Source organism: Paraburkholderia elongata (assembly GCF_013177735.1).
Classification (GTDB): Bacteria; Pseudomonadota; Gammaproteobacteria; order Burkholderiales; family Burkholderiaceae; genus Paraburkholderia; species Paraburkholderia elongata.
Window position 1 is genome coordinate 25,426 of the sequence record NZ_WOEZ01000117.1, and the last position, 22,878, is coordinate 48,303.

Genomic DNA, 22,878 nt, shown 5'->3' on the forward strand with positions numbered 1-22,878 from the left:
GCAAGTACATAGTCCCGATATCGAAAGTCGATTCCGGATCAATACCACTGACGTGCTTGCCTCTATCCAAATTCAGCTACTGGCACGAAGAGATGGATAACCAGCGTTTCGCCCCACCCTTTGGCAATCTCATGCCTAACCAGCCGGAGTAGTACACAGGTCGACAGTTCTGTATGGCATTTCACCATTCGTCACAATGTCCCGAATTCCACCTGCTGTTTCCCGGCATGTCCCGATCGATACATTTCAACAATGGCGCTCGGCAGATTCTCAAAACCAGCCACCACATTGCTGATGGGCTTTAGTCTTCCTGCGAGCATCAGACGGGACAGATCGTCTTCGGCGCGAAGGCGTTCGTGATAGAACGCATCGACAATCCAGGCCTCAGACTTGATGTTTCGTTCGCGAAGAATCTTTTCGATCTCATCTGTAATACCGACCATCTGACGCAGTGTCGCGGGTCCGGCGCTACTGTCCAATTTCTCGGCATAGAGCGAAGCGGCTGCCCCGTAGGACACCATCCGCGCATTGCGATTCATCAACCCGACTACGGCTTCGGTAAGCGCCCCACCTACACCGTCAGAATAGACGTCAATCCCCTCGGGAAAGGCTTCGGCGATCTCGGCTTTGAGGTTATCCGAGCGATAGTCGATGCAACGGTCGATACCCAAGGTATCGACAACCCATTGGCATCGGTCGGAACCACCGGCGAATCCGACCACGTAACTTCCGGCAATTTTCGCGAGCTGCGCCGCAATCGAGCCAACGGAGCCGGACGTACCTGCTACGGCAACCTTATAGGAAGGCATAAGCGGACCACACTCTCGCGCCCCGAAGTACGCAGTCATGCCAGAGGTACCGAACATTTCCAACAGCACCGCAGGCGACCACATCTTCACCAACTCGGGCCTGAACTTGTATGTCCATTGTGAGTTGGTGCCGTTTAACGCCTTGACCAGTTCACTCGGGGATGGGTAACCGATGGCTCCGTCGAAGCTCGAAATCACTTGATAGTCTTGCCAACCCGTCTGGCATGTAATCACATCACCTTCATTGAATGCAGGATCACGTGACTTGATCACCACCGCACATGCATAGTTTGACAGGTCAGTTTCGCCGAGTTTTGTAACTCCTTTGGCCATGCGCATGCGAGCAGCCGAATGTACATTGACGAGAATCACACGAACCAGAGCTTGTCCCGGCTCAAGTTCCGGAATCGCACATTCCCGCATCTCGAACTGTTCCAGTTCGAGCGTATCGTTCACCAAGGGTTTGGCGTATATCCACTGCCTAAAGGTCTGAGGCATTTTTGACTTCCTTGAGGTCAATCCGTGTCGGGCGGCTACTCACAGCCGCCTCCGACGCCCCCCCCACGTATGGGGAAAGGTTCGGCGTTGCGTCTGCATGGTATGTGCCTTTCACAGACAGGCATAGATCGCGTCGATCAGGCTACGTCGACGCGGATCAAGGTCAAATTGGTCGCTCATTCGATTCATGGTGTAACCAACAGCCAGATCAGCAACTGGGTCGGCGAATGCAAACGAACCGCCCCAACCACTGTGCCCAAATGCTTCCAGATTCGGTCCGTATAGACGCCCCGGATTCAACCAGAATCCGGCGCCCCAACGCGTATGACTACCCTTGACCAGGTCTTTGCCATCGAATCGACAACGCGCCGCCTGTTCTACGGCCGCACGTCGTACCAGGACCTTTCCGTCTTTTCGCGGACGCAGAAGCAGATCGTACAAACGAGCCAACGCGCCCCCATTGGTGTATCCGTTCGCAGACGGCAGGTCCGCAGCCCGCCAAGCTGCATCGTTTGAAAGAGAGGCGGGCGTGTACGGATTCGTGAACGCTGCGTATTGAGCCCGATTTTCAGGATCCAGCTTTAACGCATCCAGACTTGCCACGGGCAACACTTCAGCCACACGATCCTCGTCTTTGGGGCCCACACCAATCGAAATGTCCAGGCCAAACCCAGCAGCGAGTTCCTCGGCGACGAACTGCTTTATCGATCGCCCCTCAATGCGGGAGAAAAGCGCTGTAGCAAGGATTCCGAGAGTCATGCCGTGATAGCCCGCCGTGGTCCCCGGCTCCCAAAAGGGTGCCTGAGCAGCCAGCCGCTGTGCAGCCACTTCTCCAGACAAGAGATCATCTATCGTGGCCGGCGTCGTGAAACCACTCAGCCCGGCCTGATGCGCAAGCAGCATTCCGATCGTCACGTTCGACTTTCCTGCTTCCCCGAACTCCGGCCAATACTTTCGCACCTCGTCGTCGTACGAAATGAGACCGCGATCAACCAGAATTGCAAAACACGCCGCCATCACACCCTTGGTTGCAGACCAGACATTCGTGATCGTGTTGCGCTCCCACGGGTGCTGGCGCGCCGCATCCCGATACCCCGCCCACATATCGACAACTACTTCTCCTCCGACTATCAGAGTGAAGTCAGCACCCAGCTCCTCATGTTCGCGGAAGTTCTCGACGAACGCCTCCTGGATGCGGTCAAATTTTGCAGAACAAAATCCGTTTATATCAACGACAGGCGAATTCATTCGTGTCCACCTTAAGATGTAATCTGGTTTTCTGGAGGATGGCGCTTGACAATCGCCATTCTGTCCATTCGTTCAATGCACGACCATCAATTCGCCTTTTTTTACTGCGAATTGACTTTATTCTTGGCGCCCCTTCTTACCCACGGTCTGCTCGCAGCGGCTCAGCAATCACGATTTCCATGCGTGAACCATGAGCTTATGCAAGCTTTGTCGATTAGCGTCTAAGCGCTTCTTTTTTCATACCTACCGGTCTCGGGCGGGAACACACACCAGTTCCCGTCCTCGTGGTGAAAGAAAGCAATGGTCAAAGGGCCAGCGATCCTCGCTACCTCGACGCACACATACCGCACACCCTTTGCTGGGCGCCCAATCCCGGTGACACGCAACGGACTTAACTGCGTAGGTGCGAGCGCGAACCATTTATCAACCTGCGAACGCAAGGACCTTTTGCCTGTATCCATGGCCGTAATCTCATGTCATGCATTTACGAATTGTTCGATATTTAGTCTTGTTTGTTTAGAACCGGGGTTGTCAAATTTCAAAGGCGTTCGACTATCGTGACATTGGCAAGCCCACCGCCTTCACACATCGTCTGTAAGCCGAACCTTCCTCGTGTTCGATGAAGGCCGTGCATCAAGGTAGTCATCAATTTTGTGCCCGATGCGCCGAGAGGATGGCCAAGCGAAATAGCGCCGCCACTGACATTCATACGGGCCGAGTCCGCTCCTACATGCTTCACCCATGCCAGCGGAATCGAGGCAAATGCCTCGTTCACTTCATAGAGATCGATGTCATCGATGCTCAAACCCGCTCGCCCGAGCGCTCGTTCGGTCGCAAACAACGGCTCCTCGAGCATGACAACAGGATCCCCTGCGGATACCGTCATATGGTGGATACGGCCAAGCGGGCGCACACCAAGCGTTTTAAGCCCCCGTTCGTTGACAACCATAACGCCCGAAGCACCGTCGCAGATCTGGCTGGAACTCGCCGCAGTCAGTCGTCCATCCTCTCTCAGCAGCTTTACGCTCCGTATGCCCTCCAGCGTTACGTCGAACCGAATTCCTTCGTCGATGCGATGTACCGACCGGGTGCCATCCTCAAGAGTGATATCCAGCGGCAATATCTCAGCATCGAACGCGCCGCTCTCGACGGCAGAGATTGCTCGACGGTGACTCTCGAGTGAATAGGCATCCAACGCTTCACGGTTGAGATCGTGCTTCTGTGCAATCAGCTCTGCGCCGACGAACTGGTTGAACCGAACATCCGGAAAGCGACTCTCCATCTTCGGGCTTTTTGGCTGGCCAAGCCCGGCCTTCGCCGCAAGCCCTGCAGCCGTTCCGATAGGGACACGAGTCATGCTTTCCACGCCCGCCGCGATTACTACGTCCATGATTCCCGACATAACAGTCGCGGCAGCAAAATGGAGTGCCTGTTGGGACGATCCACATTGACGGTCGACCGAAGTCCCCGGCACGCTTAACGGCAGTCTGGATGCCAAAACCGCGTTACGCGCAACGTTGATTGCCTGCTCTCCCGCTTGCCCGACACAACCCATGATGACATCCTCGACCAGGACCGGATCTGCACCACTTCGGTCAATCAAAGCATCGAGTACTGCAGCGGCCATGTCCACGGGATGCCATCCCGCCAGTCGCCCCCCGCGACGTCCGCCTGCGGTTCTGGTTGCTGCGACGATATAGGCTTCGCCCATCATGTCTCCCTTACTTCGTGTTCGACATCGTCGAATTCGGATTGAAGAGCGGCCCTGCCTCCGAGAGGAAACCCGTGAACCATGAGCGGCGAGTCCGAGAGATAAGACCGGAGTCACCTCGGTTGCAGAACTTTCTGCACGCGCTGCCAAGGACTCACGATGTCTGTCACGGCAAGACGTTCCTCTCGGATCCTCAACTCGGACTACCGTGGCGCCATTCGAAGTGCGCCGTCCAGCCGAATAGTTTCGCCATTCAGCATCGAATTCACGATGATATGTTCGGCAAGCAGCGCAAACTCTTCGGGCTGACCCAGTCTCGCAGGGTGCGGAACGGATTGTCCAAGCGCTTCCCGTACTTGCGGAGCCACGCGCGCCAGCATCGGCGTATCGAAGATGCCGGGTGCAATGCTGCATACGCGGATTGCCCGGTTCGCCAAGTCGCGTGCCGCAACGAGCGTCATGCCAACAATGCCAGCCTTTGCAGACGCATAAGGAATCTGACCAATCTGGCCTTCGTAGGCCGCCACCGAAGCCGTCAGAACAATGACTCCCCGTTCCCCGTCGATCGGTTCCGCCTTTGCCATGCTGGCCGCTGCAAGGCGCAACACGTTGAAGGTTCCAACGAGATTGGTCGTCACAATCGACGCATACGTCTCGAGTGACCCCGGTCGCCCCTCCTTATCAAGCGTCCGCAACGCGCCACCACGACCTGCGCAGTGGACCGTCGCCCGAACCGGTCCGAGCAATTCGGCCGCCGCGAATGCAGCCTCCATCTGACTCTCGGACGTGACATCGGCCGCCACGAATGCCTCCGCCCCGATTTCGGCTGCGGCCGCCGCCCCATCCGACCCTGGCAAATCAACGATCACCACCTTTGCTCCGGCCTGAACAAGGCGCGCAGCCGTAGCACGACCAAGTCCCGACGCTCCGCCTGTGACGACGGCAGTCTCCACAATCTTCATGATTTTCCTCTTTTCCAAGCTCTAAAAAGGATCCGGGCAGTCTAATCAGCCTTTCAACTTCAGGATAGTCTTAACATACCTATATGTCAATGCTGGTGACTACACAGAATCAATGGTTGCCTGGTTGGCAGTCGCGAACCGAGGCGCCGGGATGGCGAAGGGATCGATGCGGGGGCTTGAGTCGACGTACAACGAGAGCGCTTCAGACTCGGTTGATGATCAGTTACACCGAAGATCAAAGCTGGGTGACGGAGCGGCAATGACTCCCGGCACATCGCTGATGACATTCAGACGCTTTCGGTGCGAATCGATGTGATGTCCGTATGGACGCATGTTCAGAAATCGCCACCAGCCGAGTCTCGATGGCGATAGGACGCTGTACGCTGACTAGCGCTCATACACGCCGCCAACGCCACAGCGCGTCTTCGCGACACACCATGTAAGCCAAAGCGCTATCGACGGCAACGGATCGACGGTCGCTGCGCATATCACCGCATATTCCGGTGATTAAAAGTTCCTTGCCAACAGTGTACGAACCACGCAAAATGACTTGGCGAGAGATGGCAGAACAATCCGTTCTGGTCTACGACCAACCTAGACCTCGCGACCCTTGGCGCATTTGCGTAACACCACACATTGGGCCGTAACGCAGCTTCTACGGCTCGGAACATAGAGCATGCTCTACAAGTTCGGAGTCCAAAGCACAGATATCACAATGTGATTCGGCCAAAGTGCATTGACATTTGCATCGAACCAGTCTGTGTCTCTTACGGCATTGAAGAAACACTTCGACCGGGAGGTAGCAACTTAATCACTTGCATCGGTTCTTCAATGGTTTTTTGACGGGACCTACGAAATTCAACTTTCCGGTTGCGATTCTTAGTTTGGGAATGTGATGCGGTCATTGGCAGACGAAGCGCGTGCAGCGCGACACATGGCTGTCCTCGATGAAGCGACAGTGGAATTTAATCACTCTGGCGTTGCTGGAGCCAGCCTAACCGCCATCGCCCGTCGCGTTGGGCTCGGCCGAGCTGCCCTCTATAACTATTGCATCGATCGGCAGGATCTTGTGTATCAGTGTTATTCGCGAACCAACGCATTGCTTCGAAAGGATCTCGATCGTGCGGCGCAAGCGAATGCAAACGGGTTAGGCAAGGTTGTAACATTCCTTCGCCTAGCGCTTGACTCGAGCAACAACCAGCCCCGGGCCGTCCTGACAGAACTTGCCTTTCTTACGAAAACGCAGCAGGCCACTGTCCAGAAGTTGAGGTCAGGAAACGTCGCGGCACTGGCAATGCTGATCAGAGAGGGGATCAAGGACGAGTCCATCAGAAACTGCGATGTTGAGGTTGTCTGCCAGGCTATTTTTGGCATTTTGTCGTGGGCAACGTTATCTCTCTTATGGATAATTTTTCCTGATGAGGACTTCGCGAGTCGTATGGCAAACGCCATTCCAGATCTTGTAACAGACGGAATGGCGTCTGAAGGAATGGAAGTCCTACCGTCGCGAAAGCGTATCAAGGACGTGATTAGAAATCCGCGCGGCTCCGATTGGGACGATCGTCGCGAGTCGCTCGCTCTGGTGGCGTCGCGGCTCTTCAATAGCCGCGGAATAGACGGCGTTTCCTTGGACGACGTTGCGCTAGAACTGGGCGCCACGAAGGGCGTTGTTTACCATTACTTTCAAAGTAAACCAGCCCTTGTTGCCTATTGCTATGAGCGCGCCTTCAACATCTATGAACAGATCATGTCGGCGGCGGAGAAGGGTCTGACAGGTCTCGAATGCACGGTGATGGCTATTGAATTGAACGTGGAAGCTCAGCTTGAAAGCATTTCCCCCCTATGGATGAGTACTGGCGCAGAAATGTTGCCCAAGCAGCTTCAAAGGGCGATCGTTAGGCGCGCGGGTGCCTTATGGGCGAGGTCAGTGAAACTGGCCGAGCGTGGCGTCAAGGACGGAAGCTTGAAGCGCTTGGATTTCGAACCTGTCAAGCAAGCATCGGCTGGTTCCTTCAACTACTTGATATCCTCGAAGGATAACGGCAAACGCTCGGTGTCTGAGGTTGCAGCTGAGATCAGCCGGCTCCTGCTTCTCGGGCTTCGCCCCCGCAAGGCCCGCTTGAATGGCAAGCAGGCGTCTTACGAGACGCTCTGATTCCAGTAACGTCGTCGCGTCCTTGACCTTCTGCAATCTCGTAGCGGTTGAAGACGCGGCGACGCCCCTGATATAACGCCCCTTGATTCTGTGCTCCACAAATGCCCTAGCGGAAAACTCCGCTGGCGTCGTCCTCTTTAATGGGGGGTGAGGACGCGCGCCGTTACACTACCCGCCTGTGCTAGTCCCCTGCTCAATCGCACATTCGAGCCACATCCGGCGAGGGGCAATGCACTGGTAATTGTAACGTCGACCGAAAGAGACATCTATCATTGATAGCGGAATCGCTACGACAGCATGACGCCTCCATCAACCACGATCTCTGCACCCGTGATAAAGGACGCGTCTGGCGAAAGCAGGAACGACACCGCCTTGGCGATTTCGACCGGCTCGCCCATTCTCTTCATTGCTGTCATCGCCGTGATGGTATCGATTTGTTCCTTCGCCCCTCTCGTCAGCGGCGTCAGGATTGGACCCGGCGACACGGCGTTGACCCGGATATTGCGTGTTGCATACTCGATCGCCACGGAGCGCGTCAAGCCACGCACTGCATGCTTGCTTGCGGTATACGCATCAAATCTGCGAAGACCGAGGTGAGCGTAGATAGATGCAATATTTACGACTGCGCCGCCACCGCTCTTTTCGATCGCAGACAGTTGGTACTTCATACCGAGAAACACCGCGTCGATATTTACACTCATCACGTTGCGCCACTCATCCACTTCGATGTCCGTGATCGCGTCGAACCGCCCGCCAATACCCGCGTTGTTGACAGAATAATGTAAAGAGCCGAACTCCCGTTCCGCTTTTTCTACTGCAGCTCTGCATTGCGCGGACACCGATACGTCTGCACAAAAACTCACGGCTTTGCCTCCGCGTTCACGAATTGCCCCCGCAACTACTTCCGCATTGGGGCCGTGGATATCTACGACCAGTACGCTCGCTCCGTTCATTGCGAGATCGTGCGCGACCGCCTCCCCGATGCCGCCGCCCGCTCCGGTAACAAGTGCCACTTTTTTCTCAAAGCCTGCCGTCATGTTGTCCTCCTCCATGTTCTTTGGTTACCACTTACTCTTCCCAGATACAGCGTGGAATCGCTAGGTACTGCCCGAGTCCGGCCAATCTTGCAGCGACGTGCCTTCCACGCAGCAACCCGTTGACCAGACATCCGCGCTTGCATCTGAACACGATCGATCGTAAGCGGAGCCTATGTGGTCGAATTCATCCAACCGAGAAGAGCAGCTGTTGTCGTTGAGCCGTCCTCGCTCAATTCCGCATTCACTGGTACTGCGCGCCCAGATTGGCTTCATGGCAGCTGAAATGGTCATTCAAAGGCAGAATCTCAACGGCTGATCCCAGCCTCGAAGAGATCGCGCGTCTATGCGAAGTTTTCTCTGGGAGGATAACTAGTAGGTCGTTGAGAGCGTCGCGAACAGAACCGCGGCGCCGCATACGGCACCAACGAACGTCAATGTGTCTTCGTCGGCGCCACACCGTCTCGCCATCACTGCGGCTAGGATCGACGCGACGCCCGTCAGGCTGAGGAATTGCGCATACGACGAACCGGCCGCGCAAATCATGCCTGGGAACTCTTCGCTCCATTCGCAGGCGCGAGTACCCGCCACGCCGAATCCGATTAGCCCAAGCAGCACGAGTACAGCAACTTTCAGCCAGTTTCTCGGCGGTTTTTTCATCATCATTGCGTTCCTCCTGTGGCCGTCGTACGCTGTCCGTCTGGTTCCCTACGGTTGATGCCAGCCTCGAAAAGATCGCGCGCATATGCAACGTTATTTCGGGACGGCATATTGGGGCGTTGCCCTCACCATTTCTTCGATTACCTTCTTCGCATCACCGAAGACCATCGTGGTCTTGACCATGTAGAAGAGATCGTTGTCGAGACCGGCATAGCCTGCCGCCATCGAGCGCTTGTTGACGATCAACGTGCGCGCCTTGTACGCCTCGATGATTGGCATGCCCGCGATCGGCGACTTCGGATCGTTCTTCGCCGCCGGATTCACCACATCGTTTGCGCCAAATACCAGCACTACGTCGACTTGGCCGAACTCGCCGTTGATGTCCTCCATCTCGTGGACGATCTCATACGGCACTTCGGCTTCTGCCAGCAGCACGCTCATGTGAACTCCGGCGGCATTTTTCCAGGTACCGCACACCAGCAACTGAATGGCCCTTAAGATGTGCCAGCCGCCATCACGCCGATTGACGTTGATATACGCTCAGCCAATGCCGCCATCGACAGTCACTTCGGCCCCTGTTACATACGAAGACGCGTCCGATGCGAGGAACAGGACCACTCGAGCGACCTCGTCGGGCGTACCTATCCTGCCCATTGGAATCATGCCCTCATACACTTTCAGCCGCTCAGGTGTGTTTTGTCCGAGCATTGGCGTATCTATGATGCCTGGATAAACACAATTCACACGAATTCCGAGTGGCGCAAGTTCCGAAGCCGCCAGCTTTGTCATGCCGCGAACCGCCCATTTGGTACTGGCATAGGCAAAGATGCCGGGAATGTTGTTTAGGCCTGCATTGGAAGAGACGTTCACAATTGCGCCGCCGGTCTTCGACATTACTTCGGCGGCTGCGCGCATGCCTAGGAAAACACCAAGCTGGTTGACCCGATAGTGCCGATCCCAAAGTGCCGCGTCCGATTCCAATAAGCTGGCAGGCTGATAGATCCCTGCGTTATTGACAAGCACGTCGATCTGGCCAAACCGGTCAAGCGTTTTTCGAATCACCTCGGACCAGCCTGCCTCTTCCCCAACGTCATGGCGAAGAAAGTAGCCCGCACATCCCAGACCGGCCGCCAGCGCGGCGCCATTCTCGTTGACATCCGTGAGTACAACCTTGGCACCCTGCTCCGCAAATAGCGTCGCCTCGGCAGCGCCTTGTCCACTGGCTGCTCCAGTAACGACTACGACCTTGCCATGCATGCCCATCATGCGCTCCCCCCTGGTTGTAATGCCGTACGTTCAACGGGTGGCACTCGAGCCAGCAGAAAGTGTGATAGTGCGGGAATCAGAATCAACGCGCCAATCATGTTCCATATGAACATGAACGCGAGCAGAACACCCATGTCGGCTTGAAATTTGATTGGCGACCAGATCCAGATTCCGACCCCTGCAGCAAGCGTGATGCCGACAAGCGCTACCACTCTACCCGTGAACCCGACGGCAATCGCGTACGCTTCTCTTAACGGAAGACCTGCGCGCTGCTGCGCCAACTGCACGCTCAGCAGATAAAGCGCGTAATCTACCCCGATGCCAACTCCGAGGGCAATCACTGGCAAGGTTGCAACCTTTACACCTATGTTCAGCATCACCATCAATGCCTCGCACATAATCGATGTCAGCGCCAGTGGAATAATCGCGACAAGGACAGCACGCCAATTGCGAAACGTCAGCAGACAAAGAACGATGACCGCGCCGTAGACCAGATACAACATGTTTGTGTTGGCCTTCTCCACGGTGATGTTCGTCGCCGCTTCGATCCCCGCCGATCCCGCCCCGAGCAGGAACTGGAACTGACTGTTGTCGTGGGTATGGCTAAAGCCCTCGACAGCATCGACCACTTTGCTCAAGGTCTCTGCCTTGTGATCCGTCAGATAGGCAATCACCGTTCCGACGGACCAGTCCTTGTTGATCAATTCGGGATTACTATCCGACACGACATTGATTGCCGGTGCCACCACTGACGGGTCACGGTTAATCGTGAGCCATTTCGGCGAGCCCTCGTAGTTGCCAGCGGTCGCAAAGCGTACCAGGTTCGACGCCGAGATGGCCGTCTGCACGGATGGTAGGCCGCGGAGCACCTGCTCGAGACGATCTTCCTCGATTAAAGTCCGATAGGTTCCGACACCGCCAGGAGGCGTCTTGACGATAACGACGAACTGGTCGCTGGACAGACCATAGTGCTGTGTGAAGAAGGCGTTGTCACGGTTATAACGCGAATCCGCGCGCAACTCCGGTGCCCCGGCATTCAGGTCACCCACTTTGAGGTGCAGGCTGATCGCGTATGCGCCAGCGCCCAGGCATGCCGCGACCAACAATGCACATGTGGCATATCGCCTCTGCGTAAAACAGGTCAATTTCCCGATCCAGGATGATCCGCCCGACTCTACCGACCGCTGCATCACGCGCCGCACCGCGACGGGGCTCACGCCTGTGAACGACAACATCACCGGCAGCAGTACGAGATTGGTGAACACGAGAACGGCAACGCCCACGCTTGCGGTAATCGCCAGATTCCGAATGACCGGAATATCAATGACCACGAGTACCGCGAAACTTACTGCATCGGCAACCAGGGCGGTAAGCCCGGCGAGGAATAGGCGCCGAAACGTATATCGGGCGGCAACGTATTTGTGTGTACCCGCTCCAATGTCGAGCATGATCCCGTTCATCTTCTGTGCACCGTGCGATACACCAATGGCAAACACAAGGAACGGCACAAGTACCGAATAGGGATCGAGATCGAAACCGAACAGACGAGTCAGCCCCAGTTGCCAGAGCACGGCCATCAGCGAACATGAGAGGATGAGCACCGTGCTTCGCGTGCAGCGTGTATAGAACAGGATGATGACGCCCGCCACGACCAACGCGGCAGCGAAATAGGTCATCACCTGCGTGAGACCATCGATCAGGTCCCCCACAAGCTTCGCGAAACCAACGATGTGAATGTTAACTGAATCCGTTCGGTTGACGCGAATCTTATCGTCAAGGTAATGCGAAATTTTCGCGTAGTCGAGGGGCTTGCCGGTTTGCGGATCCTTGTCCAAAAGCGGCACAAACACCGTACTCGATCGCTGATCGCTAGCAACCAAGCTTCCGATCAGTCCCGCACGGGCGACATTTAGTTGCAACCTGCGGCTCATTTCTTTCGTGCCATTGAAATCGCCAGGCATCACCGGACCGCCCGTAAAACCCTCTTCCGTGAAATCCGTCCATCGCACCGACGGTGTCCACAGCGATTTCATGAAGGCGCGATCCACACCAGGCATCAGATAGGCCGCGTCGTTGACGCGTTGCAGTACCTGAAGATAGCGCGGATCGTAGATGTCGCCCTTGGTGTTTTCGACGTCGATGCGAATCGCATTGCCAAGACTAGCCAGCGAGGTTCGGTTCGCAAGGTAGTTCTTGATATATGGCTGCGACTGAGGGAGCATGTTCTCAAAGCTCGTATTGACTCGGATCTTGATTGCCTCGTAACCCAGAAACAAGGTCAGCAGCGCACAAAGAATCACGACCAGGTGGCGATTGTTAAAGATCAGGCGCTCAAGCAAGATACCGGACCCGCTATCGAACCGGTTCGGATCGCTAATCACAGACATCGAATCCCGTTTGAAGACGGCGACCATTACGTTCTACCTCCGGTCAAATTCTGTTTGTGGCGAAATTCTTTACGTTCGATACCCTGAAATCCCGCGAAGACAAACCAGGCGCCATTGCTAGCCACGACATCGGCAAACAGCATTGGCTTATCCACCGGGAACGGGCTGAAGCTGCGCGCGTCGTCGATGCTACACAGCACCTGACCACCCTCCCCTGTCAGCACGACGACCTTGTCATCGACAGATAGAGCGGCGGAAGTCAGACTGGTGTGTACGCCCGTCTTCACGGCCTCCCAACTGTGACCGCCGTCGACACTGCGAAATGCCGTCCCGTTCAGTCCGACTGCCAACAAAAAGCGATCGTTGCCCACAATATGGAAGAAACTGCCCTTGTAGTTCGGAGAAATTCCGACGAAGCGTTGCTGTTTGCGGTCGAGGCGGTAAACGGTACCTTGCTCGCCGGCAATATAGATATCTTGACCGATCTTGCGAATATCGTTCAGGTTCAGAAATTTGTCGTTATCTATATGATCGAGCCAAGGCTCCCATGTTTTTCCACCATCCACTGTCTTTACAATCATCCCAAAGGAACCAACTGCATAACCAATTTGTTGGCTTTCGAAGTAAACGCTGAGGAATGGCCAAGTCGCTCCGCTTTTCGTGTTCAGTTCGATCTCGTCCAGGAATGGCTGAAGCCCCTTCTCACCCTTGGCAACGCGTGCCTTGTAGAAACTTGTGAGGGCGTCGTGGGCGAGCTCGCCGTCAAACTGCTTTTTCCATGTCTCGCCACCGTCACCCGTATGGAGAATCACCCCGTCGTGGCCGACCGCCCATCCTTGTTTTTCCGAGATGAACGACAGTGAAACGAGGTCAGACTGAACCGGAACCTGGGCCTGCCGCCAGTGCATTCCGTCGTCATTGGAGAATAGAATCAGGCCATGTAGTCCTGCGGCAACAAATCGTTCACGCGTCCCTTCGTCGACTCTTGCCAAAGCGAGAGTCGGTTGTCTAGAAAGATTCACTGTCGCAGCAGGCCGGGCATCGGCCGGCGTAACGAGAGGGTCCTTGAATACGTTGTTCAAGCTGCTGCCCGCAGCATGTCCCTCGACTGCCATACAAAGGAACGTCGCAGCCACAGACAAACAGGCGAATAGGAATCGCATGTGAAAATGCCCGGAAAGATCAATTGTTTCGGTATCCATACCGTCTAAGATATCCGGCGCTATCGTCGAATATCCGTGACATCATCCACCCGCCATCACGCGGCGCCGGCCCGTTGCATTAAGTTCCGCCGTAGTGAGCAGAAGTTCTTGCACCGGTCACCTACGCACTATGTTTCGACGTGTCTGACTATCGCAAACCACTCGCTGTCATTGCCGATGGCGTGAATTTGCTGATGTCGTCGATATGCTCAGAGGCCTTGATGAAGTCATTAGGTCGAGACTGCGCTTCAATGTATGTAGAGCGCTTGCTAAGATCGTAAAAAACGATGCCTTGGGCGAACGCCTCTTTATCCCAAAGCGGTAGGACCGGATAAAAGCCCGCTTTAAACAGTGCCCCGGCTTGGTCATAGGCATCAGATGCGACACAAGCCCATGTATCTTCATCGATGTACAGTGTCCGCCGCGGCTGTACGTGGCGTTTTCCCGCTTTGAGTGTCGCCTCTACCACCCAAACCCGATGGAGCTCCCACCGCGATACGTCCGGATTGACAACGCTCTTGACAAGCATCTTATCGACCGGGGCGAACAGCATGCGACTGGAGTTATACATGACATATAGCTCCTTCTTCCCGACGATCTTGAAATCGTACCGGTCCAGTGAACCGGTAAATCCAAATAGCTCGTCATAGTTAATCGCTCCACCGTCCGCAGCGATCGGCGTGTCATAGGCATAATCAGGAGCGACTCGTGTGCGTCGCTGACCGGGGAAATAGACCCAAGTGAGCGCATCGGTCTTGTCATAGTTCACTGGAAGCCGCTGCAGAATTTTCGAACCGACCTGCGAAGGCGGCCCCATCCAGGTCCCGATCCGAAATTCGATGGCTCCGCCGTCCAGTGCGTCCCTTTTAGGATCTTGATAAAGTTGGGCGAAGTCCCCGTCAAGTTGGCCGACGTCTGTGAGATGCCCGTCCGCGTCGATGTACCAAGTCGACTCCCGGATATTAGTGTGAACTCCCCAGAGGTCCGTAGTTGCCATATTCCAAATGACCTCTGCCCCTGTCGTCGGAATCGGGAACGGCACGCACGAATACGCGTCGCTGAAACCGTTCCCGTTGGAACTGATCTTCGCTTGAGCAGCGTTGGTCTTGCAATGGGAAAGCCAGTTACTACTATGCGTAACGCTCCGGTGCGTCGGATAAACATCTACGCGGAACTCCGGGTACTTTTTGAGCATCGCGATCGTACCGGCTGACAGCCGATCCGCATATTTTTCGTAGTCGCTCGCAGTGATCGAGAATAATGGCTTCTCGCCATCATACGGGCCCACATCATATCGTCCGCTTCCTTTGACCCATCCGGGGGGGGCGGTAGTGTCCGGCAATCCCCCCGTATACGCGGGGATCGTCTTGTCGGCGTTGCCGGCCGGATCTGCTCCCCACATAGTTAGCGATTTGCCGAGCTGGTCCGCTTGCTGCTGCGACGCCCCCGCCGATGCGGTGCCAGCGGCAAGTGCGATGCCCATTCCGACAATAAGCTTTTGCAAGAGTCGCATTTACTGTCTCCGATTAGAATTGGGCGGACAAAGTAAGGGAAATCCAACCTTTGTCGTTATAGAAAAACGGTCCATTTCCGCCGGAGTAGTACGCTGGTCCGCCCGGACCGAACGACGTCAAACCTCCGCTTGTGTGAGCGTGGTAGCCGTTGTACTGCAACGTTACGTTGTATTTCTGCTGAATCAGCGCGTGCAGACCTACCGTATAAATCAGCTCGCCCTGATAGGTGCCGTTCAGGCTTGGAGTGTTGCCGAAGATTCCATACTCAGCGAATATCGGCATGTCGAGGTCAATGCCTGGAACAACCTGTAGCCACTGAGGGTCAAAGGAAATCGCGGCAGCAACCGAATTGTTCGTCGAGCACCCGCTCCATTTACTCCCCGTTGGGCATGCGGCAGCGTTTCCAACCCCGTTGTAGAGAGCGCTGTTACTTGTGGTCCGTAGTTTCTGGGTGAACGCGACCTCGGCGATGGCAGTGCCGGTGTCCCAAAGGGGTGATCGACTCAGGCCGGCAAGGACATTGGCGACGACGTTCAGCGTGTCACCACGTGCGCCAGCTTCCCCGCTCGGGTCGCTGGGTAACGGGCCCAGACCACTGTTCAGCGCTGTGTTGTGCCGATACGTCACATCGAGGCCGGCGCTGTAAGCGCCTATCGGCAAATCGAGACTGTATCCGTATAGCTTGACGTTCGGCGCGTATGCCAGGTGATAGTTCGTCGCGCCTGTTACAGGATTGACACCCAGTAATACCCACGGCGAAGTCTCCGTTAGATTACGGTAATAGAATCCCATTGTTCCCCCGGGAAGCCATTTGGGCGACCATGAGAATTTAAGGCCATAGTCGTCGTGAAAACCGTTGTTTGGCTTGACGTCCGCACCTCGCGGAATGTTTCCCTCAAGCAGATTGGGACCGTTAAACAGGAAACCGGCGGTGCCGAGATACGTTCCCCCTTCAGGGAAGCGGCTCGCGGCGTATTCGAAGAAATACTCCGCCGCAACCGACGTAGTTGGAGTCAATTGTGTCTCGAACAACACTTGGGCGCGTGGGATCGCGAGCTGTTTGGCTTGCGTCCCAGGTGTTGCCGCTCCCTGGATGCCGTCCGAAGCGTTCTGCCCATAGCTGACACCCTGCGTGCCAAAAAACAAGGCGGTACCCCAATACTGCGTCAGGCGTCCGACCTTTAGAGATGCTGGTTGACCGTCTAACTTGAAGTTCCAGAATCCGAAGGCGTCAAGGAGTTCTCCACCCTGTTGATAGTATCGCTGGGTGTAGCTACCGTATTGATTGCCAGAGTACGATCCCAACGCCGAATATGGCACTCCGAAAACCGCATCACCCGGATGATTCGCCACCCCGCCACCGTAAGCGAAGTCCTTCCAGAAAGATGCGCTTAGCCTGAACCCGTACTGCTTCTCGTGGCTCGCGTCGAATTCCATCAGGTCCGACACGCGATTGGTGACCACGTCGCCGGCGTGAGGGAATTTGTAGTCGGATTCGCTATACAGCGGATTATTGCCTATGGAGGGATTGATCCCTTGTGCGCGCACACCAAGGTTGTAAGCGATGGTGTTGTCCCAATTGATATCCCAGTCCGGCAAAATCGTGAGCGGAAATGCGTTCGCGGAGCCGGTGTAAGCGACCAGCACGCACGCTACGGTGCTCCCAAGTCTCCAGTGTGCCGACTTCAGCCGGCGTTTAACGTGACGCATGACTCCTCCAGGCTGTGAAGCCTTATTTCAGATTTATTCTCCGAGAGCCACGATTCCATCCAGGCACAGCCATACCGAGACGGCAATTGTCTGCCGATTCGGATCGGTCGCCGCGGGATGCTCCAATACCTTGGCTCACTCGCTTGTTATGTAAGCAGCTCTTGCAATCAATTCCTTAGGTACGTCTGTGAACGACTGACTGCCCCCCTGAGAATCCACTGCAGGTCCTACGATTAGGAAACGCGATCTGACAACGCCAACCTAGAAATCGCGGACATTCCCCAACCACCTCGACACTTCCAAACTCGGTACATCCACGCTCACAATGTACGCCAGCGACACTTGCAATGACATTCGGGTATGCCCGAACTGACGTGAACTTGATGACGAATCAAACATCCAGGCTAACCGCGGAGGTAGGTTCTATCAGCTACTACGTGTACTGCACATAGATCTGATGTAAATACCGATGTGTAAATTTTATTGTCTATGGGGTATTCTTGCCGTGTCGAGGAAAGAAGAAGTGAAACTATGGCTATCTCCGGTCCGCTTAGAGGTGTCAAGGCTCTTGATCTTGCAAGTATCGATCCCTTGCATGATGCTGCCGATGTTGGCGCGAATGTGCTGCGAATCGAAAGCAATGGCGCGCCCGATTCAACTCCTGACCGGCTCGACGCCAGAGGACGATGCAGCCTTACGCTCGACCTCAAGCAGCAGTCCTCGATATCGGGTTGTCTCGAACGTTGCGAGTCAGCCGAAATCGTTATAAAGGGAAGCCGCCCAGGAGCGATGGACGACTTGGACTTTGGCCTGACGTGACACATAGACGATGCCACGGGTTCGTCTACGGACACCTAACCGCCTTCGGTCGGTAGCGCCCTCGAACTCGTATGACATCAACTGTTTCCCTATCTCCGGAGCATTGTTCAATGCAGTATGTATGCCCCTCTCATGCCAGTCAGTGGATCTGTTCTGGCATCACGTCCCAACTCGACATTGCGGTTGACACCGCAGTGTCGTCTAGTTGACATCCAACCTAAAACTGACAGGAGCAGAGTGCAATGGCTCATTTTCTAGTCGAGATCCAATTCAAGGCTGCGGCGGATCAACAAGATCTTCTTGAACAACGCGTCTTTCTGGAACGGATTGCCAACGATCGGTCGCTGTTATTAGCAGCTGTGTTGCCACAGACGCCGGGCAAAGGGTTAGCGATCATCCGGGCGCCTTCGATCGAGGCAGCGAAGGCGATCTACGGCGAAGCGCCTCTTTTCAAGAAGGGAATCATCGGCTGGAGCATGACCGAGATTGTGCCCACCTATGGAATCCCGGCCCTTCTTGAGGAGGAGCGCGATGAATGATCAGTCTGAGCAACTCTATCGTCCCTGGGCGCGCCGCCTCCATTGGATCACGGCTGCGTTGGTGCTCACGATGCTAGTCGCCGGGCAGCGATTCAGGTTGGACTTGCCAAAAGCCCAACACATCTTTTCGCTTGCGGGGCACTCGGCCTTGGGCGTGAGCCTGCTGGTGGTTATGCTAGTCCGCGTCGTGTATCGGTTGCGCAACCCGCCACCGCCGTTCCCGACGGAACTTTCCGGCTGGCAGCATCAGCTGTCCGCACTCGTTCACGGCGCGCTATACATTCTGTTGTTCGCCGTACCGGTGCTTGGCCTAGTCGCCGCCTCGGCCTCACCACTTCCGGTCCAACCAGCTTACCTGTTCAATCTCACAAACCTTCTGGGCAATCCCAATGAAGCGCGCTTCTCCGTGATGCGCCACTATCATGATTTGAGTACCTGGCTGTTGGCTGCGCTGCTAGCCGTTCATATTGCTGCAGCCCTACTGCACCACTACGTCTTGAAGGACAGTGTGCTCGGGCGGATGTGGCCAAGGTCGGCGCGCAGGCGTGCCTAAGAGGGTGCCGAATTTGAGCATGGTGCGAGCGGGCCATTAGGACGATGTGTTAGAGAACGGGCACCGAAGCGACTCACGGGGGCTGTTCAGCGCCCTCCAAGCGGGCAACGGCGCATCTGACACGGCTGTTGCGTCCGTTGCTGCTGAGGGTGCTGTGCCCAGTGCGCAGAGAGCACTTGTTGAGGGGAGCAGACGCATTACAACCTGCTGTACCGCTGGTTTGTCGATCTGGCCATCGAATATGCTGTATGGATCCACGTGGTGTTCTCGAAGATCCGGGTCGGCTAATCGAACACGAAGTGGTCGAGGCGCTCTTGCCGAAAGTCACGAGCCTGGCCGACAAACAGGGATGTTGTCCAGAAAGCACTTCGCGATCGATCGTGACCTGACCTCACGAAGTTGGACAGTTAAAGGGTAAGCACCTGCGGTGCTGAGTCCTGTATTGCACGGGGCTCAGCAGCACTTCAACAACCCGCTAGGAATATCGGCTGAGCAAGTGCTCTCTAAGAACCGTATTTGCTTGCTGGCAAGCTATCGAACACGCCAGCGTAGAGTCACGAGGGCGAGCCTGAGGCCTTTGGCTTCCCTGGTCGAAGCAGGTGGCGAATCCACACGCGTGGCGTGCTTACCACTAACGTCGTTATCCGATCGTGAGCGGTACCAAGCAGCGAACCTCAGCCCGAATCCCGCGTGGATTGCGGAAGCGGATTGAGGTCAGCCAAAGCCCCGGATTAATGCAGGATAGTGGAAATATGCATCTCTGTGATTTCAGTTCGCGGCGCAGAATCTTGCCCGCCACATTGCGCGGAAGAGCGTCGACGAAATCGACGCTCGTGGGTGCCTTGAAGTGCGCCATGCGTAATCTGGCGAAATCGATAATTGCGCTTGCGTCAACCGCTGTGCTTGGATGTAGCACTACGATCGCCTAGACGGCTTCTCCCCATTTCTCGTCTGGAACGCAGATCACCGCGACGTCAGCCACTGCTGGATGATCATGAATGACATTCTCCGCTTCGACTGGGTAAATGTTCTCGGCACCAGAGATGATCATGTCCTTTATGCGATCGCTGATGTACTGGTAGCCGTCCTCGTCCAGATACCCGGCATCCCCAGTTCGCAATCAGCCGTTGGCATCGAACGTGCCAGACGTGGCTTCCGGCAACCCCCAGTAGCCGACCATGTTGGTCAGGGTGCGCGTAACGGCCGCTCCGACGGTGTGGGGAGGCACCTCGTTGCCTCGTTCGTCGACGACCTTGAGCTCTACACCGGGCAACGGAATGCCCGCCGCGCGCATGCGTTGGTTCCCCGCCGGATCGTGAATTCCCGGCGGAAGGTAAACGATCGGATCGTTCCTGACGTCTCCGTCATCCCGTAGGTTTGGCAGAAACCGCATCCGAACACGTCTACATATTGCCGAAGCAAATCGAGCGGCATCGGCGAAGACCCATAGACGATATAGCGCAGCCGACCAAAGTCCATCTGGCGTGCACGTGGCTGGTTCACGACGATTCGCAGTACCGCCGGACCCATGAAGATCTTGGAGATCCCGTCCCGCTCGATGAACTCCAGAACTTTAAAAGGACCAAACTCCCTGGCGGCAATTGTCTTGGCATCGTTAAAGAGGCCGACGACGCCCCAAACTCCGCCACCGACATGGGCCACTGACATCGGTGCGAGGCTGACATCGTCGAGGCCCCAGGTGTTCCAGTTCATCTTTGCCTTGGCGACGCGGCGGCGCACGCTAAGGATGCTTCGATGCGCCAGCATTGCACCCGTCGGACGCCCCGTCGTGCCCGACGTGTGGAACTGCAGCACTACATTCTCCTCAGTCGGGCGCCAATCCACGTCTATTGGATCTCCCTTGCTCCGCCAGCTCTCGAAGTGCTCGGACGAAGCACCTCCCGGCTCGAGCGCGATTACCTTCGCAGAGCGACTGAACAGACGTGGGACCTCCGGCATCTGGGTCTCGACTTCGGGTCCGGCAAAGAGCAATTTGGCACCGCTATCTTCGAGCATGTAGGCCATCTCGCCCGCAGCGAGTCGCCAGCCGATGGGACAGAGGACGACGCCAATCTTCGTAGCTCCGAACAAAAGCTCGAAGAAGTAATTGTTGTTTTTGCCAACATAGGCGACGCGTTGCCCTTTCGAAATGCCCTGTTCGAGAAGCGTATTTGCCACCTGGCACGAGTGGCGTTCGAACGTTCCATAGTCGGTGTCACGCCCTTCGACGCTGAGCGCCACGGCCCGAGGACGATGATGCGCATGGCATCGGGCTATGCCTCCAAGCGTCCGCAAGGCATCGAAGTCGACGGCTTCACCCATCAGGACCTGGATCCGAAAGCGGATGCCACATGCCAGTCCGCGGCATGACTTCTGTTACTAATCTCCGGCCATGCATCCATCATGGCCTTTCGACAAGGACGTGTCATCATGCTTATCTTCTCCTCTCCCTTGCAACAGTCAAACCCGGCATAGCGAAACAATACCGTATAGACATTTCACCTGACACTGCGGTATCTTATCGATGCAGGCTATCAGGCCGCAGACCGGAAGAATCAACAGGAGAAGGAAAATGACAGTCAGTGGTCCACTCTCTGGCGTAAAGGTGCTTGAATTTGCAGGTATTGGTCCGGCGCCATTCGCAGCAATGATGCTCTCCGATATGGGGGCCGACGTCATTCGCATCGAACGCCCAGGTGCAAAGGACCCGACTCCCGATCGGATCGACTTGCGTGGACGTCGCACAATCACTCTCGACCTGAAGGATGCAGTCGCCGTTGCACTCTGCCTGGAGCTCTGCACCTCCGCCGAAATCGTCATCGAAGGGGGTCGTCCGGGAGTGATGGAACGGCTGGGACTTGGACCTGAAGTCATGCTCGTAAGAAATCCGAAACTGGTCTACGGGCGAATGACGGGCTGGGGTCAATTCGGTCCCCTGAACCAGGCAGCAGGACACGATATCAACTACATCGCCCTGACTGGCGCGCTCCATTCGTTCGGTACAACGGACAAGCCGGTCCCACCGCTGAACCTGGTTGGCGACTATGGCGGCGGCGCAATGTTCTTGATTTCGGGCCTGTTAGCCGGCCTCATCCATGCACGCTCCACCGGGCTGGGCCAAGTCGTCGACGCTGCCATGACGGATGGCACGGCCTATTTGTTGACGCTGTGCTACAGCTTGCTAGCCGGAAAGCGATGGGTCGATCAGCGGGGCATCAACTTGCTAGATGGCGGTGCCCCGTTCTACGACACCTATCAGTGCTCCGACGGGCACTGGATCTCCGTGGGCTCCATAGAGCCCCAGTTCTACTCACTGCTGCTCGAAAAGTCTGGCGCAACCGAGCTAATGTCACAGCCGCAGATGGAACGTTCCGCGTGGCCGGAGATGAAGCAGACCTTCGCTGCCATCTTTCGCACGAAAACCAGGGATGAATGGTGCGCCCTCATGGAGGGCACCGATGTCTGCTTCGCGCCTGTTCTCTCACTGCGCGAAGCACCACATCATCCTCACAATATCGCACGCCAAACCTTCATAGAATTGGACGGTGTGACCACGCCCGCACCGGCACCACGCTTTTCTGCAACACCGTCCACCATCCGGATCGGCCCCTGTACCGCCGGCCAAGGAGCAAGGGAGACCTTGCGCGACTGGGGCATTTCCACACCCTGGATTGAGGAGCTCGTTTCGGGAGGGATCCTTTCATGACCCGTTTCGGCCCGCAGCGGTTCTAGTTACCGCATCGCCAGCATCGACCAGTCGATCTGCGGCTGGCGCTTTATTGGGCTCGCCCGATCATGTCAAAACGGTGCG

General features: G+C 56.0%; 18 protein-coding genes and 2 pseudogenes. 6 read left to right on the forward strand and 14 right to left on the reverse strand.

The window, feature by feature from the left end; translation table 11 throughout:
- Nucleotides 1-191: 191 nt before the first annotated feature.
- From GNZ13_RS21835 to GNZ13_RS21850, 4 genes are all read right to left on the reverse strand, one after another.
- Nucleotides 192-1,307 (reverse strand): MDR family NADP-dependent oxidoreductase, encoded by a 1,116-nt coding sequence (locus GNZ13_RS21835; protein WP_172166816.1) that lies wholly within the window; start codon nucleotides 1,305-1,307, stop codon nucleotides 192-194.
- Nucleotides 1,308-1,418: 111 nt separating this feature from the next.
- Nucleotides 1,419-2,555 carry a serine hydrolase domain-containing protein gene (locus tag GNZ13_RS21840; protein ID WP_172166814.1) on the reverse strand — a complete coding sequence of 379 codons (1,137 nt, stop codon included), beginning with the start codon at nucleotides 2,553-2,555 and terminating at the stop codon, nucleotides 1,419-1,421.
- A 538-nt stretch (nucleotides 2,556-3,093) separates the two neighbouring features.
- The gene (locus tag GNZ13_RS21845) at nucleotides 3,094-4,266 is read right to left on the reverse strand and encodes an acetyl-CoA C-acetyltransferase (protein WP_172166813.1); all 1,173 of its coding nucleotides are present in this window, start codon (nucleotides 4,264-4,266) and stop codon (nucleotides 3,094-3,096) included.
- A 203-nt stretch (nucleotides 4,267-4,469) separates the two neighbouring features.
- A complete protein-coding gene (locus GNZ13_RS21850; protein WP_172166811.1) occupies nucleotides 4,470-5,228 on the reverse strand; it encodes an SDR family NAD(P)-dependent oxidoreductase in 759 nt (252 codons plus the stop codon).
- 934 nt (nucleotides 5,229-6,162) lie between these two features.
- Here GNZ13_RS21850 and GNZ13_RS21855 point away from each other — a divergent pair.
- Nucleotides 6,163-7,383 carry a TetR/AcrR family transcriptional regulator gene (locus GNZ13_RS21855; RefSeq protein WP_172166809.1) on the forward strand — a complete coding sequence of 407 codons (1,221 nt, stop codon included), beginning with the start codon at nucleotides 6,163-6,165 and terminating at the stop codon, nucleotides 7,381-7,383.
- 287 nt (nucleotides 7,384-7,670) lie between these two features.
- On the opposite strand, the gene GNZ13_RS21860 is transcribed toward GNZ13_RS21855, so the two are convergent.
- The 8 genes and pseudogenes from GNZ13_RS21860 to GNZ13_RS21895 all read right to left on the reverse strand — a co-directional run bounded on the left by GNZ13_RS21860 (nucleotide 7,671) and on the right by GNZ13_RS21895 (nucleotide 17,156).
- The gene (locus GNZ13_RS21860) at nucleotides 7,671-8,420 is read right to left on the reverse strand and encodes an SDR family NAD(P)-dependent oxidoreductase (RefSeq protein WP_216674906.1); all 750 of its coding nucleotides are present in this window, start codon (nucleotides 8,418-8,420) and stop codon (nucleotides 7,671-7,673) included.
- A gap of 369 nt (nucleotides 8,421-8,789) precedes the next feature.
- Nucleotides 8,790-9,083, reverse strand: a complete 294-nt coding sequence (locus GNZ13_RS21865; protein WP_172166805.1) for a hypothetical protein — start codon at nucleotides 9,081-9,083, stop codon at nucleotides 8,790-8,792.
- Nucleotides 9,084-9,170: 87 nt separating this feature from the next.
- Nucleotides 9,171-9,521: pseudogene (locus tag GNZ13_RS21870) on the reverse strand (NAD(P)(+) transhydrogenase (Re/Si-specific) subunit beta); the annotation flags it as partial.
- A gap of 96 nt (nucleotides 9,522-9,617) precedes the next feature.
- Nucleotides 9,618-10,343, reverse strand: a complete 726-nt coding sequence (locus GNZ13_RS21875) for an SDR family NAD(P)-dependent oxidoreductase (protein WP_172167975.1) — start codon at nucleotides 10,341-10,343, stop codon at nucleotides 9,618-9,620.
- Nucleotides 10,340-12,757: an efflux RND transporter permease subunit gene (locus GNZ13_RS21880; protein WP_172167976.1), complete on the reverse strand. Its 2,418-nt coding sequence runs from the start codon at nucleotides 12,755-12,757 to the stop codon at nucleotides 10,340-10,342. Before GNZ13_RS21880 ends, GNZ13_RS21875 begins: the two co-directional genes overlap by 4 nt.
- The gene (locus GNZ13_RS21885; RefSeq protein WP_172167977.1) at nucleotides 12,757-13,932 is read right to left on the reverse strand and encodes a WD40/YVTN/BNR-like repeat-containing protein; all 1,176 of its coding nucleotides are present in this window, start codon (nucleotides 13,930-13,932) and stop codon (nucleotides 12,757-12,759) included. The genes GNZ13_RS21880 and GNZ13_RS21885 overlap by 1 nt, the downstream gene beginning before the upstream one ends.
- Nucleotides 13,933-14,080: 148 nt before the next feature.
- Complete coding sequence (locus tag GNZ13_RS21890; RefSeq protein ID WP_172167979.1) at nucleotides 14,081-15,445, reverse strand: DUF1329 domain-containing protein; 1,365 nt, start codon at nucleotides 15,443-15,445, stop codon at nucleotides 14,081-14,083.
- Nucleotides 15,446-15,458: 13 nt separating this feature from the next.
- On the reverse strand, nucleotides 15,459-17,156 hold the full coding sequence (locus GNZ13_RS21895; RefSeq protein ID WP_172167981.1) for a DUF1302 domain-containing protein: 1,698 nt from the start codon (nucleotides 17,154-17,156) through the stop codon (nucleotides 15,459-15,461).
- A gap of 531 nt (nucleotides 17,157-17,687) precedes the next feature.
- Here GNZ13_RS21895 and GNZ13_RS21900 point away from each other — a divergent pair.
- The 4 genes and pseudogenes from GNZ13_RS21900 to GNZ13_RS52550 form a co-directional block, all read left to right on the forward strand.
- Nucleotides 17,688-17,975: a CoA transferase gene (locus GNZ13_RS21900; protein ID WP_172167983.1), complete on the forward strand. Its 288-nt coding sequence runs from the start codon at nucleotides 17,688-17,690 to the stop codon at nucleotides 17,973-17,975.
- Nucleotides 17,976-18,217: 242 nt separating this feature from the next.
- Nucleotides 18,218-18,514, forward strand: a complete 297-nt coding sequence (locus GNZ13_RS21905) for a hypothetical protein (protein ID WP_172167985.1) — start codon at nucleotides 18,218-18,220, stop codon at nucleotides 18,512-18,514.
- The gene (locus GNZ13_RS21910; RefSeq protein ID WP_172167987.1) at nucleotides 18,507-19,067 is read left to right on the forward strand and encodes a cytochrome b; all 561 of its coding nucleotides are present in this window, start codon (nucleotides 18,507-18,509) and stop codon (nucleotides 19,065-19,067) included. The genes GNZ13_RS21905 and GNZ13_RS21910 overlap by 8 nt, the downstream gene beginning before the upstream one ends.
- An 89-nt stretch (nucleotides 19,068-19,156) precedes the next feature.
- Nucleotides 19,157-19,455 (forward strand): annotated as a pseudogene (locus GNZ13_RS52550) (transposase); the annotation flags it as partial.
- Between the two features lie 537 nt (nucleotides 19,456-19,992).
- Here the strand turns inward: GNZ13_RS52550 and GNZ13_RS54320 are convergent.
- Together GNZ13_RS54320 and GNZ13_RS21915 are read right to left on the reverse strand one after the other, a co-directional pair.
- Nucleotides 19,993-20,118: an AMP-binding enzyme gene (locus GNZ13_RS54320; protein ID WP_407945652.1), complete on the reverse strand. Its 126-nt coding sequence runs from the start codon at nucleotides 20,116-20,118 to the stop codon at nucleotides 19,993-19,995.
- 209 nt (nucleotides 20,119-20,327) lie between these two features.
- Complete coding sequence (locus tag GNZ13_RS21915; protein WP_268959180.1) at nucleotides 20,328-21,389, reverse strand: AMP-binding protein; 1,062 nt, start codon at nucleotides 21,387-21,389, stop codon at nucleotides 20,328-20,330.
- Between the two features lie 250 nt (nucleotides 21,390-21,639).
- Here GNZ13_RS21915 and GNZ13_RS21920 point away from each other — a divergent pair, with 250 nt between their 5' ends.
- Nucleotides 21,640-22,773 (forward strand): CaiB/BaiF CoA transferase family protein, encoded by a 1,134-nt coding sequence (locus GNZ13_RS21920; protein WP_172167989.1) that lies wholly within the window; start codon nucleotides 21,640-21,642, stop codon nucleotides 22,771-22,773.
- Nucleotides 22,774-22,878: the final 105 nt, after the last annotated feature.